11 protein-coding genes and 3 tRNA genes are annotated in these 13450 nt (G+C 69.4%); 12 read left to right on the top strand and 2 right to left on the bottom strand.

What is annotated here, in order from left to right; genetic code table 11:
* The first annotated feature begins 435 nt into the window (after positions 1-435).
* The 5 genes from ACQCSX_RS07605 to ACQCSX_RS07585 all read left to right on the top strand — a co-directional run bounded on the left by ACQCSX_RS07605 (position 436) and on the right by ACQCSX_RS07585 (position 4416).
* A tRNA-Gln gene (locus tag ACQCSX_RS07605) sits at positions 436-507 on the top strand.
* Between the two features lie 24 nt (positions 508-531).
* Positions 532-604, top strand: a tRNA-Glu gene (locus ACQCSX_RS07600).
* A 231-nt stretch (positions 605-835) separates the two neighbouring features.
* Positions 836-908, top strand: a tRNA-Glu gene (locus ACQCSX_RS07595).
* Between the two features lie 110 nt (positions 909-1018).
* Positions 1019-2806, top strand: coding sequence for a dynamin family protein (locus ACQCSX_RS07590; protein ID WP_427018403.1), 1788 nt, complete (start codon positions 1019-1021; stop codon positions 2804-2806).
* Positions 2803-4416 (top strand): GTPase, encoded by a 1614-nt coding sequence (locus tag ACQCSX_RS07585; protein WP_427018402.1) that lies wholly within the window; start codon positions 2803-2805, stop codon positions 4414-4416. The genes ACQCSX_RS07590 and ACQCSX_RS07585 overlap by 4 nt, the downstream gene beginning before the upstream one ends.
* 66 nt (positions 4417-4482) lie before the next feature.
* On the opposite strand, the gene ACQCSX_RS07580 is transcribed toward ACQCSX_RS07585, so the two are convergent.
* Positions 4483-5013, bottom strand: coding sequence for a DUF1697 domain-containing protein (locus ACQCSX_RS07580; RefSeq protein WP_427019001.1), 531 nt, complete (start codon positions 5011-5013; stop codon positions 4483-4485).
* Between the two features lie 45 nt (positions 5014-5058).
* Positions 5059-5778 carry an IclR family transcriptional regulator gene (locus ACQCSX_RS07575; RefSeq protein ID WP_427018401.1) on the bottom strand — a complete coding sequence of 240 codons (720 nt, stop codon included), beginning with the start codon at positions 5776-5778 and terminating at the stop codon, positions 5059-5061.
* A gap of 158 nt (positions 5779-5936) precedes the next feature.
* On the opposite strand from ACQCSX_RS07575, the gene leuC reads away from it, so the two are divergent.
* From leuC to ACQCSX_RS07540, 7 genes are all read left to right on the top strand, one after another.
* Complete coding sequence (gene leuC / locus ACQCSX_RS07570) at positions 5937-7406, top strand: 3-isopropylmalate dehydratase large subunit (protein ID WP_427018400.1); 1470 nt, start codon at positions 5937-5939, stop codon at positions 7404-7406.
* 8 nt (positions 7407-7414) lie between these two features.
* Positions 7415-8014, top strand: a complete 600-nt coding sequence (leuD, locus tag ACQCSX_RS07565; protein ID WP_427018399.1) for a 3-isopropylmalate dehydratase small subunit — start codon at positions 7415-7417, stop codon at positions 8012-8014.
* Positions 8015-8212: 198 nt separating this feature from the next.
* Complete coding sequence (gene murA, locus ACQCSX_RS07560; RefSeq protein WP_427018398.1) at positions 8213-9544, top strand: UDP-N-acetylglucosamine 1-carboxyvinyltransferase; 1332 nt, start codon at positions 8213-8215, stop codon at positions 9542-9544.
* A 7-nt stretch (positions 9545-9551) separates the two neighbouring features.
* A complete protein-coding gene (locus ACQCSX_RS07555; protein ID WP_427018397.1) occupies positions 9552-10313 on the top strand; it encodes a lysophospholipid acyltransferase family protein in 762 nt (253 codons plus the stop codon).
* A complete protein-coding gene (locus ACQCSX_RS07550; protein WP_427018396.1) occupies positions 10310-11353 on the top strand; it encodes an NAD(P)H-dependent glycerol-3-phosphate dehydrogenase in 1044 nt (347 codons plus the stop codon). Before ACQCSX_RS07555 ends, ACQCSX_RS07550 begins: the two co-directional genes overlap by 4 nt.
* A gap of 32 nt (positions 11354-11385) precedes the next feature.
* On the top strand, positions 11386-12564 hold the full coding sequence (locus tag ACQCSX_RS07545; RefSeq protein ID WP_427019000.1) for a D-alanine--D-alanine ligase family protein: 1179 nt from the start codon (positions 11386-11388) through the stop codon (positions 12562-12564).
* A 97-nt stretch (positions 12565-12661) separates the two neighbouring features.
* Complete coding sequence (locus tag ACQCSX_RS07540) at positions 12662-13345, top strand: DUF1326 domain-containing protein (protein WP_427018395.1); 684 nt, start codon at positions 12662-12664, stop codon at positions 13343-13345.
* The last annotated feature ends 105 nt before the right edge of the window (positions 13346-13450 follow it).

The following is a 13450-nucleotide window of genomic DNA, read 5'->3' as shown; positions in this document are numbered from 1 at the left end:
AACTCGCAAGTCCCCTGTCGCTCCCGTTGTTCGCACGCTCACAACGGGCCCCTCGCGACAGGGGGCCCACGTTTGGGGCCCTCGCGTTCGTGGGCCCATCCAGCACCACAACTGTCCCGCACTTATCGCTTGCTTGGAGCCCCAAGCGAGCGTTATCTGCGGGGCAGTTGGCGTTTAAGCACGACGGCGGATGGCGGCTGTGGAACACGGCCGCGTGTTCTGCGCCACATCCGTCCATCCGGGGTGCGGGCAGGGGCGGATCCGGGCCGGCCAGGGGCGCTGGAATCCCCGGAACGGCGGGGTTTTTGGCCCACGGGGGAGCCTGCCCGGCCCCGATTTTGTTGTTGGGCCAAACGTCATGTATAGTTTTATCCCGGCGCAAGGGCCGCTAACGGAACAGGGAAAACCTGAACGGAAGCGTCCATTTAGTGCCATTGGGATATGGTGTAATTGGCAACACAACGGTTTCTGGTACCGTTATTCTAGGTTCGAGTCCTGGTATCCCAGCGCTTGCAAAAGCAAATGTATTAGGGCCCCATCGTATAGCGGCCTAGTACGCTGCCCTCTCACGGCGGTAACGCGGGTTCGAATCCCGCTGGGGTCACAACTAAAAGCCTCCGAAACCACTTGGTTTCGGAGGCTTTTTTCGTTGCCGCCGACAGGCGCCCACGGGGCCATTCGCAGCCATCCGCAGCCGCCACTGGCCCGGTGCCACGGGCCGCCAAAGTCCCTGCGGGGAGTGGCGCATCACACACCGCGCCGGGAGGCGGGCCGGGTGGATTTCGTGTAAAGTATTTTGAGCTGGCCGGGGATTGACTTGGCAAGCAAGTATTAGGGCCCCATCGTATAGCGGCCTAGTACGTCGCCCTCTCACGGCGATAACGCGGGTTCGAATCCCGCTGGGGTCACAAAAGAAACCTCCGGATCCAATAGGGTCCGGAGGTTTTTTCATTAACCCGTGGAAATAGTCCCCGGCAAATGCCCGGCCGTGCGGCGGGGCTGCTGGCATGATGATGCTGTGAGCCTCCAACCCGACCCCACCCCAACCGGCACCGCCGGAGCCCAGAGCGCCGCCGTCGAGCTTCTTGAAGCGGTGCGGGCGGACCTGTCCGGGCTCACGCTGCCGCTGGAACTCCCGGGGGCCGCGGCCGCCAGGGAGAGCATGCGTGCCTCGCTGGGACAGCTGGAGGACTACATCCTGCCCCGCTACCGCAGCCTGGACGCCCCGCTGTTGGCCGTGGTGGGCGGGTCCACCGGTGCGGGCAAGTCGACGCTGGTGAACGCGTTGGTGGGCCATCCCGTGACCCGGACCGGGGCCATCCGCCCCACCACCCGGCAGCCGATCCTGCTGCACCACCCGGCGGATGAGGCGTGGTTTGCCTCCGACCGGGTCCTGCCCACGCTTTCCCGCGTCCACGGGACGCTCACCGGGCCCGCGGTGCCGGCGTCGGCGGCCGGCGTCACGCCCGACCCGTCCGCCATGGCCCAACTGGTCCTGCTCGCCGACGGCGCCGTCCCGGCCGGGATCGCCCTGCTGGACGCCCCGGACGTGGACTCCGTCTCCGACGACAACCGGGCGCTGGCCGGCCAATTGCTGGCGGCGGCCGACCTGTGGATCTTTGTCACCACCGCCAACCGCTATGCCGACGCCGTCCCGTGGCGGCTGCTGGTGGACGCCGCCTCCCGCGACATCTTGGTGGCAGTGGTGTTGGACCGGGTGCCGCCCGGCGCCGAGGCGGAGGTCAGCGAGGACCTGTCGCGGATGCTTCAGCAAGAGGGACTGGGTGGCGCGGAGCTTTTTGTGATCCCCGAAGCCGGCCTTGACCCGCTGGGCATGCTCCCGGCCCCTGCCGCCGAGCCCATCCGCCGCTGGCTGGCCGGGATTGCCGCCAATGCCGCCGGGCGGGCCGAGATTGCCCGGCGCACCCTGGACGGTACGGTGCGCTCCCTGGCCGTGCGGGTGGAATCCGTGGCCCGGGCCGCGCTGGAACAGGACGAGGCCGCCGGCCAGCTCGCCGACGACGTCAACGCCGCCTACCGCGACGCCTTGGCCACCATCCGGGCCGCGAGTTCGGACGGCTCGCTGCTGCGCGGGGAGGTGCTCGCCCGCTGGCAGGATTTTGTCGGCACGGGGGAGTTCTTCCGTGCGCTGGAGAGCGGCATTGGCCGGTTCAGGGACAGGATTGGTGCCTTCTTCCGCGGCCAGCCGCCGCCCGCCGTGAGGGTTGAGGAGGCCATCGAGACTGGTCTGGCCGCCGTCGTCGTGGACCAGGGTGCGCAGGCCGCCGAGGACGCCGACCAGCGCTGGCGCTCGGACCCCGCCGGCCGGGCCCTGCTGGGCTCCGATGACCTCTCCGGGGCCAGCGAGGGTTTCGGCGAGGAGGTGGCCGCGGAGATCCGCGCCTGGCAGTTGGACGTGCTGGCGCTGATCCGCTCCGAGGGGGCCGACAAGCGTGCCCAGGCCCGCTGGATGTCCTTCGGCGTCAACGGGCTGGGGGTGCTGCTGATGGTGGTGGTCTTCTCGGTCACCGGCGGCCTGACCGGCGTCGAGGTGGGGATTGCCGGCGGCACCGCCGTCGTCGGCCAGAAGCTGCTGGAGGCCGTCTTTGGCGAGGACGCGGTCCGCCGGCTCGCCGAGGAGGTCCGCGCAGGGCTGGAACGGCGCTGTGAACGACTGCTGGAGCGCGAGTCGCGCCGTTTCCTGGACCGGCTGGCACCCGGGACGGACCACGGCGGGACGGGGGCGCGGGTGGAGACGCTGGAGCGCCGCGCCAAGGAACTGGCGGCACTGGGACGGGCCGGATGAGCCGGCACCGCAGCGCCCGGGACGCCTCCGCCCTTGACGCGCGCCTGGACGCCCTGGACCGTGCCCGGGAACTGGCCGAGGGGCGGCTGGAGGACGGCGTGCTGGCCGAGGTCTACGCGGTGCTCGAACGGGCCTCCTCGCGCCGATCGCTGAGCGCCGAGCACACGGTGGTGGGCTTCTTCGGGGCCACCGGCAGCGGCAAGTCCTCGCTCTTCAACGCCGTCGCCGCCACCGACGCCGCCCGGGTTGCCGTCCGGCGGCCCACCACCAGTGCGCCGCTGGCCAGTATCTGGGGTCCGCCGGGGAACGGGGCCTTGTTGGATTGGCTGGAGGTGGCCGAACGGCGCGAGGGGGGCGCCGTGCCCGGCCTGGCTGGCGACGGCGGCCCCGGCCTGGTGCTGCTGGACCTGCCCGACTTCGATTCCACCCAGCTCGCCAACCGGGTGATCGTGGAGCGGCTGGCCGGCCAGGTGGACGTGCTGGTCTGGGTGCTGGACCCGCAAAAGTACGCCGACGCCGCCATCCACCACGATTTCATCGCCCGCTACGCCGCGCACGGCGCCGTGACGCTGGTGGTGCTCAACCAGGTCGACACGCTGGCGCCGGGCCAGCTGGGGCCGGTGCTGGAGTCGCTGCGCGGACTGCTGGCCGCGGATGGATTGGGTCCGGTGGCCGTGCTGCCGGTCTCCGCCCGGACGGGGGAGGGCATCGAGGGCCTGCGGGCCGCCATCGCCAAGGTGGTGTCGGCCCGTGCCGCGGCAACCTCCCGGCTGTCCGCGGACGTGGCAGTGGCGGCCGCCCGGCTGCGCGAGGCCTCCGGGGACGGCGAGGCGGCCGGCATCCACCAGCAGGACCGCCGCGCCCTGGCCGAGCAGCTCTCCGCCGCCGCCCGGGTGGATGTGGTGGCCGACGCCGTGCGCCGTTCCTACCAGCTGGAGGCCACCAGGCACACCGGCTGGCCCGTGACGCGGTGGATCTCGCGGCTGCGCCGGGATCCGCTGCGCCGCCTGAGCCTGCGCCGGGCGGATCCCGCGGAGCTGAACAGGACCTCGCTGCCCGACGCCGGGGTGCCCGGGACCGCGCTGCTGGACACCGCGGTGCGGACCTTCTCCGATGCGGCCAGCGCCGGCGCCCCCGGGCCCTGGCGGGCCGCCATCCGGGCCGCGGCCCGCAGCGGACGGGACACGCTGGGGGACAGGCTGGACCAGGCGGTGGCCGCCGCCGACCTCAGGGCGAACAAGGGCTCCTGGTGGTGGCTGCCGTTCTCTGTTCTTCAATGGACGGCGTTGGCAGCCGCGGTGGCGGGGCTGGGCTGGCTCGGTGTTTTGGCACTGCTGGGCTATTTCCAGCTGCCGGTCCCGGAAGCCCCGCGGGTGGAGGGCTGGCCGGTGCCCACCCTGCTGGTGGCCGCGGGCGTGGCGCTGGGCATCGTGCTGGCGGTGGCCACCAAGGCCATCGCCGCGGCGGGGGCGCGCGGGCGGGCCGCCATGGCCAGGAAACGCATGCGGGCCGCCGTGGCCGAGGTGGCCGAGCTTGAGGTGGTGGACCCCGCCGAGGCGGAGCTTGCACGGTTCCGGGAGTTCAGCCGGGCCCTGGACGACGCCGGCTAGGCGAGCCCGGCTGCGTTGGTCGAGCCCGTCGAGACCCCGGTGGCCGGAGTGGTCGCGCTGGACCCGCTAGGCGAGGGCGTCGCGGACCTTCAGCAGCGTGCGGAGGTTGCGCGTCGTCGTCGTGCTTTTGTATTTGGCCTTGGCGGAGAGCTTGCTGAACGGGCTCGCCAGCGAGCCGCCGACGGGCGCCTGCCAGGCCAGGGCGCGCGGGGCGATCCGCACCAGTTCCGTGTCCTCCAGCGCGCTGCCGAGGGTTTCCAGCTCGTCCAGCACGCCCGGCTCGGAGCTGAGTGTGATGTAGCTGTGCAGCAGAGGCGAATCGGCCGGGTAGGGGCACGCCTTGATGGCGGCGTCCACTTCGGCGGCGGTGAACACCACCACCCAGGCGTCGTAGCCAAAGCGCTCGCGCAGCAGTGCCTCCACCAGCTCCTTGAGCTCCGGTGCCGAGGCTTTTGCGGTGCAGGCGATGTTGCCGCTGGCCAGCAGGGTGGAGAAGGTGGCCAGCGGCAAGGTCTTCAGCGCCGCACGCAGGTCGGCCATCTTGATGTTGATGCCGCCCACATTCACGCCGCGCAGGAACACTGCGTAGCGGCCCAAGGAGCCCGTGCCGGAAGCACTAGTGCCAGCCGAGGTGGCCATGGGCTAGTCGGCGTTCTTGCGCAGGGCCTCGGAGAGCACCCGCGCGGCGTTGCAGACAATTTCGGCGTGCAACCGGCCCGGCTGGCGGGTCAGGCGCTCAATGGGTCCGGAGATGGAGACGGCGGCAATCACACGGCCGGAGGGGCCGCGCACCGGCGCGGACACGCTGGCCACACCGGGCTCGCGCTCGCCCAGGCTCTGGCCCCAGCCGCGGCGGCGGACGCCGGCGAGCACCGTGGGAGTGAAGCGGGCGTTGTGCAGTCCCTCGAGCAGGCGCTCGTGGTCCTCCCAGGCCAGCAGCACCTGGGCGGCGGAGCCTGCCTTCATGGTCAGCTGCGTGCCCACCGGAATGGTGTCGCGCAGGCCGATGGGCCGCTCGGCGGAGGCCACGCAGACGCGGGAATCGCCCTGCCGGCGGAAGATCTGGGCGCTTTCGCCCGTACTGTCGCGCAGCTGCAGCAGCACGGGGCCGGCGGCCGCAATGAGCCGGTCCTCGCCGGCGGCGGAGGCCAGCTCCACCAGCCTGCTGCCGAGCACAAAGCGCCCCTGGATGTCCCGGCTGACCAATCGGTGGTGCACGAGGGCCAGGGCCAGCCGGTGCACGGTGGGCCGGGCCAGGCCGGTGGCGGCCACCAGCTGGGCCAGGGTGGTGGGGCCGGCCTCCAAGGCATCCAAAACCTGGGCCGCTTTATCGATGACGCCAACGCCGCTAGAATTGTCCATGTAATGATATTGCCGTCTCATTATGTGAGATGCAAATTGTCCAGCTGGCGCCCTGCGCGCCGTGGCTGGTTCAGTGGAGGCAGAGACAGTCCACCGGACCCACATGCAACATGGCACAAGATGCCATGCGGCGGTCCACCAGATGAAGGGAGCTGGCCGTGAACGAGGCAACCACACCCGACACGCAGACAGCAAAGACGCTGGCCGAAAAGGTTTGGCGCGACCACATTGTGCGCAAGGGCGAAGGCGAGGGCGACGCCGCCCAGCCCGACCTGCTCTACATTGACCTTCACCTGATCCACGAGGTCACCTCGCCGCAGGCCTTTGAGGGGCTGCGTCTGGCCGGCCGGCCGCTGCGCCGCCCGGACCTGACCATTGCCACCGAGGACCACAACACCCCCACGCTGGCCATCGACAAGCCCATCGCGGACCTCACCAGCCGGACCCAGATCCAGACGCTGCGCAACAACTGCAAGGAGTTCGGCGTCCGCCTGCACTCCCTCGGCGACGCCGAGCAGGGCATCGTGCACGTCGTCGGCCCGCAGCTGGGCCTGACCCAGCCCGGCATGACGGTGGTCTGCGGCGACTCGCACACCTCCACCCACGGCGCCGTCGGCGCACTGGCCTTCGGCATCGGCACCTCCGAGGTGGAGCATGTCATGGCCACCCAGACGCTGCCGCTGAAGCCGTTCAAGACCATGGCGATCAACGTTGAGGGCACGCTGCGCCCGGGCGTCACCAGCAAGGACATCATCCTGGCCGTGATCGCCAAGATCGGCACCGGCGGCGGCCAGGGCTACGTGCTCGAATACCGCGGCTCCGCCATCCGGGCCCTGAGCATGGACGCCCGCATGACGGTCTGCAACATGTCCATCGAGGCGGGCGCCCGCGCCGGCATGATCGCCCCGGACGAGACCACCTTTGCCTTCCTGAAGGACCGCCCGCACGCGCCGCAGGGCGCCGACTGGGATGCCGCCGTCGAGTACTGGCGCACGCTGGTGACCGAGGACGACGCCGTGTTCGACGCCGAGGTGGACCTGGACGCCGACACGCTGGAGCCCTTCGTGACCTGGGGCACCAACCCGGGCCAAGGCGTCTCGCTGAACGACGCCGTCCCGTCGCCGGAGGACTTTGGCGACGAGAACGCCAAGGCCGCCGCCGAGCGTGCCCTGGCGTACATGGACCTGGCCGCGGGCACGCCGATGAAGGCCATCCGGGTGGACACCGTGTTCCTGGGCTCCTGCACCAACTCCCGCATCGAGGACCTGCGCGCCGCGGCGGACATCATCCGCGGCCGCGAGAAGGACCCCGCCATCCGCATGCTGGTGGTGCCCGGTTCCGCCCGCGTCCGGCTCGAGGCCGAGGCCGAGGGCCTGGACAAGGTCTTCACCGACTTCGGTGCCGAGTGGCGCTTTGCCGGCTGCTCCATGTGCCTGGGCATGAACCCGGACCAGCTGGCCCCGGGGGAGCGCTGCGCCTCCACCTCCAACCGCAACTTTGAGGGACGCCAGGGCAAGGGTGGACGCACCCACCTGGTCTCGCCCGTCGTCGCGGCCGCCACGGCCGTGCGCGGCACACTCAGCTCCCCGTCCGACCTGGCCCCGCTGGCCGCCACCACCGCAGCGTAGGAGAAACCATGGAAAAGTTCACCACCCACACCGGCATTGGTGTCCCGCTGCGCCAGAGCAATGTGGACACGGACCAGATCATCCCCGCCGTCTACCTGAAGCGGATCACGCGCACCGGCTTTGAGGACGCGCTGTTCTCCAGCTGGCGCAAGAACCCGGAGTTCATCCTCAACCAGGAGCCGTTCAGCCGCGGCTCCGTGCTGGTGGCCGGCGCCGACTTCGGCACCGGGTCCTCCCGCGAGCACGCCGTCTGGGCGCTGAAGGACTACGGCTTCAAGACCGTCCTGTCCTCCCGCTTTGCCGACATCTTCCGCGGTAACTCGGGCAAGCAGGGCCTGTTGGCCGCCGAGGTGGCGCAGGATGACATCGAGCTGATCTGGAAAGTCCTGGAGAACGCGCCGGGCACCGAGGTCACCGTCGACCTGAACACCAAGATGGTCACCGCCGGCACCGTCGTTGCACCGTTCGACATCGACGACTACACCCGCTGGCGCCTGCTGGAGGGTCTGGACGACATCGGCCTGACCCTGCGCCACGAGGAGGACATCACGGCCTTCGAGGCGAAGCGCCCGTCGTTCAAGCCGACCACCCTGCCGGCCAAGGTCTAGCCACAACCTGGCCTGTCACGTGCACCGAAACGGCACGTGCGGACAGTGTTCCACCCGAACACTGTCCGCACGTGCCGTTTCGCGTTCCGGGGAGGGCCTGTTTCGGCATCCGGAGGCAAGAAACTATGCTTAGCTGAGACCTTTGCGGCCATGCCTGTGCGCAACTGGTCCGCAATCTAAATGAGGAATTGGGTATTGATGAGCAGTGTTCTGAGCGTCCGCGGCGGCGTGCCTCTGACCGGCCGGGTGTCGGTCCGAGGTGCCAAGAACCTGGTTCCCAAGGCCATGGTGGCGGCCCTGCTGGGCAACGAGCCCTCCGTGCTGCGCAACGTGCCGGAGATCAAGGACGTGGAGGTTGTCACCTCCTTGCTGCAGCTGCACGGCGTCACGGTGGTCAAGGACCCGGTGACGGGGGATCTGACCCTGGACCCCAAGGATGCCAAGACGGCGCCCAGCACGGCCATTGACGCCCATGCCGGTGATTCCCGCATCCCGATCCTCTTCTGCGGCCCGTTGATCCATGCCATCGGCGAGGCCTTCATCCCCGATCTGGGCGGCTGCAAGATCGGCGACCGCCCGATCGACTACCACCTGAACGTGCTGCGCCAGTTTGGCGCCGTCGTTGAAAAGCGCCCCGGCGGCATCCACATTTCCGCGCCCAAGGGCCTGCATGGCACCAAGATCTCCCTGCCGTATCCGTCCGTGGGCGCCACCGAGCAGGTGCTGCTCTCCGCCACCCGCGCCGAGGGCATCACCGAGCTGTCCGGTGCCGCCACGGAGCCGGAGATCGTGGACCTGATTGCCGTCCTGCAGAAGATGGGCGCCATCATCTCCATCCAGACGGACCGCACCATCCGGATCGAGGGCGTCAAGGAGCTGCGCGGCTACGTGCACCGTGCCCTGCCGGACCGCAACGAGTCTGCCTCCTGGGCCTCGGCCGCGCTGGTCACCAAGGGCGACATCTACGTCGAGGGCGCCAGCCAGCGGGACATGATGACCTTCCTGAACACCTACCGGAAGGTGGGCGGCGGGATGGACATCGACGACGACGGCATCCGGTTCTACCACCCAGGCGGCAAGCTGAGCCCGCTGGTGCTGGAGACTGACGTGCACCCGGGCTTCATGACGGACTGGCAGCAGCCCCTGGTGGTGGCGCTGACCCAGGCCGACGGCGTCTCCATCGTCCACGAGACCGTGTACGAGAACCGCTTCGGCTTCACCGACGCCCTGATGCGCATGGGCGCCGGCATCCAGCTGCACCGCGAATGCCTCGGCAGCGTCCCGTGCCGCTTTGGCCAGCGCAACTTCCTGCACTCCGCCGTCATCTCCGGGCCCACCCAGCTCAAGGGCACCGAGATCGACATCCCTGACCTGCGCGGGGGCTTCAGCCACCTGATCGCGGCCCTGGCCGCCACCGGCACCTCGCGGGTGACGGGCATCGACATCATCAAGCGCGGCTATGAGAAGTTCACCGAGAAGCTTGAGGGCCTCGGCGCGGACTTCGACATCATTGACCGGGCACGGGGCTAAGGGAATCATGGCAATTTCGAAGAAAACACGGATGTTCTTTGCCCTGGCCGCTGCCGGGGGGAGGTCGCTCAACAACCTCCTGATGGGCAAGGAATGGCTGGGCCTGGAAAAACTGCCCCAGGGCCAGGGCTTTATTGCCTGCCCCAACCACTGCACCGAAATCGACCCCATCGTGATCGGCCACATGCTGTACAACCAGAAGCGGATGCCGCACTTCCTGGCCAAGGAATCGCTCTTCCGCACCCCGGTGGTGGGGCCCATCCTGCGTGGCGCCCAGCAGATTCCCGTGGAGCGCAGCGGTGCCGGTGCAGGCCGGTCGTTGATTGTCGCCCAGGAAGTCCTGGACGACGGCGGCGCCGTGGTGGTCTACCCCGAGGGCACGCTCACCCGGGACCCGGACCTGTGGCCGATGAAGGGCCGCACCGGTGCAGCCCGGCTGGCACTTGTCACAGGCGCCCCGGTGATTCCCATGGCACACTGGGGGGCCCAGGAGGTCTTCCCCCGGTATGCCAAATCCGTCAAGCTGTTCCCGCGCAAGAAGGTCCGCGTTCTGGTGGGCGATCCCGTGGACCTGAGCCGCTTCGCCGGCCGCACGGGGGACAAGGCAACCCTTGAAGAAATGACGGCCGTCATCATGGCCGATGTCACCAAGCTTTTGGCCCAGTTGCGCGGCGAGGAACCGCCGGCCACAGTCTGGGACCCTTCGGCGCACAATCAGACACAGCATGGGCGCAATATGGAACGCGGCGGAGAGGCTGGCACCAAATGAGCACGACGACGGTACGTCCGGCACCGGCCAAGGTCGCCATCCTGGGCGCCGGCAGCTGGGGCACCACCTTTGCCAAGGTTGTCGGCGAGGCCGCCCTGGGCACAGACCGCACCGTGATGGTCTGGGGCCGCCGCGAGGAGGTGGTGGAGCAGATCAACACCTCCCACCGCAACGGCGCCTACCTGCCCGACATCGAGCTGCCGGCCAACATCACCGCTTCCACCGACCCGGCCAAGGTGCTGGCGGGTGCCGCGCTGGTGGTGCTGGCGGTGCCGGCCCAGTCGCTGCGGCCGCAGCTGCACGCCTGGGCCCCCCACCTGGCCCCGGACGCCGTCGTCGTCTCCCTGATGAAGGGGCTGGAACTGGGCACGGATGCCCGGATGAGCGAGGTCATCGCCGAGGAGCTGGGCCTGGGTGCGGACCGGATTGCTGTCATCTCCGGTCCCAACCTGGCCATGGAGATTGCCCGCCGCGAGCCCACCGCCTCCGTGGTGGCCTGCGCGGATGAAAGCGTGGCCGCCTGGGTGGCTTCCGTCTGCACGCCCCCATACTTCCGCCCGTACACCAACACCGATGTGGTGGGCGTGGAGATCGGCGGCATCGTGAAGAACGTGATCGCCCTGGCCGTGGGCATCTGCGAGGGCAAGCGGATGGGGGACAACACCAAGGCCTCCGTCATCACCCGCGGACTGGCCGAGACCACCCGCCTCGCGCTGGCCCTGGGCGGCGTCACCGAGACCATGGCCGGGCTGGCCGGGCTGGGCGACCTCGTGGCCACCTGCTCCTCCCCGCTGAGCCGCAACCACACCGCGGGCCGGCTGCTGGGCGAGGGCCTGACGCTCGAGGAGGTCAACGCGAAGATGACGCAGACCGCCGAGGGCATCAAGTCCGGGCGCGCCGTGGCGGACCTGGCCCGCAAACTGGGTGTGGAGATGCCCATCACGGACGCCGTGGTGGCCGTGCTGGACGGCACTTTGAGAGTTGATGACCTGGGGCGCGTCCTGCTGTCCCGCGAGTTGAAGGCCGAAGGCGAAAACTGAGCGTGAACCAGCAGACCGAGACCAAATCACCCATGTCCACCGCGCCGGCCTCCACCGAGCCCGTGCTGGCCGAATCCACGAAGGCCGCCGCCACGGGCAACGGAGGCCGCCCGCGCGTCGCCGTGCTCTTCGGCGGGCGCTCCAGCGAGCATGCCGTCAGCTGCGTCACCGCCGCCGGCGTCCTGGGCCACATCGACCGCGACCGCTACGACGTGGTCCCGATCGGCATCACCAAGTCCGGCCAGTGGGTGCAGGCCTCCGCAGATCCGTCCGCGTGGTCGCTGCGCGGCGACATGCTGCCGCAGGTGGAGCCGTCCGAGGCAACCGTGATGCTGACGGAGACCGGTGCCGGCCACCAATTGGTCGTGGCGGCCCCCAACCAGGTCCCCCTGGAGCTGGGCACGGTGGACGTGGTCTTCCCACTGCTGCACGGCCCGTTCGGCGAGGACGGCACCGTCCAGGGGCTGCTGGAACTCTCCGACACCCGCTATGTGGGCGCCGGCGTGCTGGCCTCCGCCGTGGGCATGGACAAGCACTACATGAAGGTGGTCTTTGAGGCCGCCGGGCTGGCCGTGGGGCCCTACATTGCCGTCACCGACCGGCAGTGGAGCACCGATCCGCAGGCCGTCCGCGCGCGGGTGGCCAAGCTCGGCTTTCCGGTGTTCGTCAAGCCCGCCCGCGCCGGCTCCTCCATGGGCATTTCCAAGGTGGACCGCCCCGAGGACCTGGACGCAGCCATGTCCGAGGCCCGCGTACACGACCTCAAACTGGTGGTCGAGGCCGGGATCGTGGGCCGCGAGATCGAGTGCGCCGTGCTCCAGGGCCGCGGCACCGAGGCGCCGCGCACGTCCATGCCCGGCGAGATCGCCATGGCCGACGCCACGCATGCCTTCTACGATTTCACCGCCAAGTATGTCCAGAACGACGCCGTCAACCTCAGCTGCCCGGCCGACCTCCCGGCGGAGGCCGCCGAGCGCATCCGCGAGCAGGCCGCCCTGGCGTTCGAGGCGGTGGGCGGGGAGGGGCTCTCCCGCGTGGACTTCTTCTACACGGCCGACGGCGAGATCCTGGTCAACGAGATCAACACCATGCCCGGCTTCACGCCGTCGTCCATGTACCCGCAGATGTGGGCGGCATCGGGCATCGGCTATGCCGAGCTGATCGACGAGCTCCTGCAGCTGGCCCTGAACCGCAAGACCGGCCTGCGTTAACGCCCACCCGCTGGCCTCGCTGGTCGAGCGAAGCCGAGTCCCGGGGGCGCCATTCCACCGGCGGGCGAGTAAAATTGCAGCGGGACGAACCGTTGCGATGGGGCCGATGGACATCCCTGGCGGCGCACAAGCACCACCCATCTGTTCCACAAATGAAACCAGAGTGATCAGCATGGCCTGGGAACTAGCGGGCGAATATCTGGAAAACTGCAATTGCGACGTGCTCTGCCCGTGCGTCACATCGTCACTGCAGGGATCCGCGGACAATGAGCGGTGCTATGTCCCGCTCGCAATGAACATCACCAGCGGCCACAACGACGGCGTGCGCCTGGACGGCCTCGGTGCCGTCCTGGTGGTGGACTCACCGGCCATCATGGGGTCCGGTGGCTGGCGGGTGGCCGTCTACGTGGACGAGCGGGCCGACGACGGCCAGCGGCAGGCCCTGGGCGAGATCCTCTCCGGAGCGCTCGGCGGACCGCCGGCCATGCTGGCGGGGCTGATCTCCGAGCAGCTGGGTGTCAAGTTTGTCCCGATCTCCTTCGAGTCCCACGAGGACACGCGCCGGGTGACGGTGCCGGGCATCATGGACTTCGAGGTGACGGGGATCCGTGCAACGGGTTCGAATGCGGTGATGCGGCTGTTCCACATCTTCCATCCGATGGGCAGCGACCTTCCGATCGCGCAAAGCAGCGTCGGCACCTTCAACGACCCGGACTACGGTCTGTCCTTCGACAACACGGGCAAGAACGGACACTACAGGGACTTCGCCTGGGCGGCCTAGCGCGGTCCGGTGCGGCCGGATCTCCGCGCGGCCGCGGACGGCTTGGGCCCACGGCCGCGAGGGACCCGCGGCGAGCCTGCGAGCCGTGGGAGCGGATGGGGACGG

Source organism: Pseudarthrobacter sp. P1 (assembly GCF_050156935.1).
Classification (GTDB): Bacteria; Actinomycetota; Actinomycetes; order Actinomycetales; family Micrococcaceae; genus Specibacter.
The sequence above is the reverse complement of the archived record's forward strand: the minus strand, read 5'-3'. Positions and strand labels throughout refer to the sequence as shown.

What these genes read in the sequence shown, in the direction of transcription:
- ACQCSX_RS07575 (WP_427018401.1), bottom strand. Translation starts at nt 5,778, where the DNA reads ATGGACAATTCTAGCGGCGTTGGCGTCATCGATAAAGCGGCCCAGGTT.
- ACQCSX_RS07540 (WP_427018395.1), top strand. Translation starts at nt 12,662, where the DNA reads ATGGGGCCGATGGACATCCCTGGCGGCGCACAAGCACCACCCATCTGT.
- ACQCSX_RS07585 (WP_427018402.1), top strand. Translation starts at nt 2,803, where the DNA reads ATGAGCCGGCACCGCAGCGCCCGGGACGCCTCCGCCCTTGACGCGCGC.
- ACQCSX_RS07545 (WP_427019000.1), top strand. Translation starts at nt 11,386, where the DNA reads ATGTCCACCGCGCCGGCCTCCACCGAGCCCGTGCTGGCCGAATCCACG.
- ACQCSX_RS07550 (WP_427018396.1), top strand. Translation starts at nt 10,310, where the DNA reads ATGAGCACGACGACGGTACGTCCGGCACCGGCCAAGGTCGCCATCCTG.
- ACQCSX_RS07555 (WP_427018397.1), top strand. Translation starts at nt 9,552, where the DNA reads ATGGCAATTTCGAAGAAAACACGGATGTTCTTTGCCCTGGCCGCTGCC.
- leuD (WP_427018399.1), top strand. Translation starts at nt 7,415, where the DNA reads ATGGAAAAGTTCACCACCCACACCGGCATTGGTGTCCCGCTGCGCCAG.
- murA (WP_427018398.1), top strand. Translation starts at nt 8,213, where the DNA reads ATGAGCAGTGTTCTGAGCGTCCGCGGCGGCGTGCCTCTGACCGGCCGG.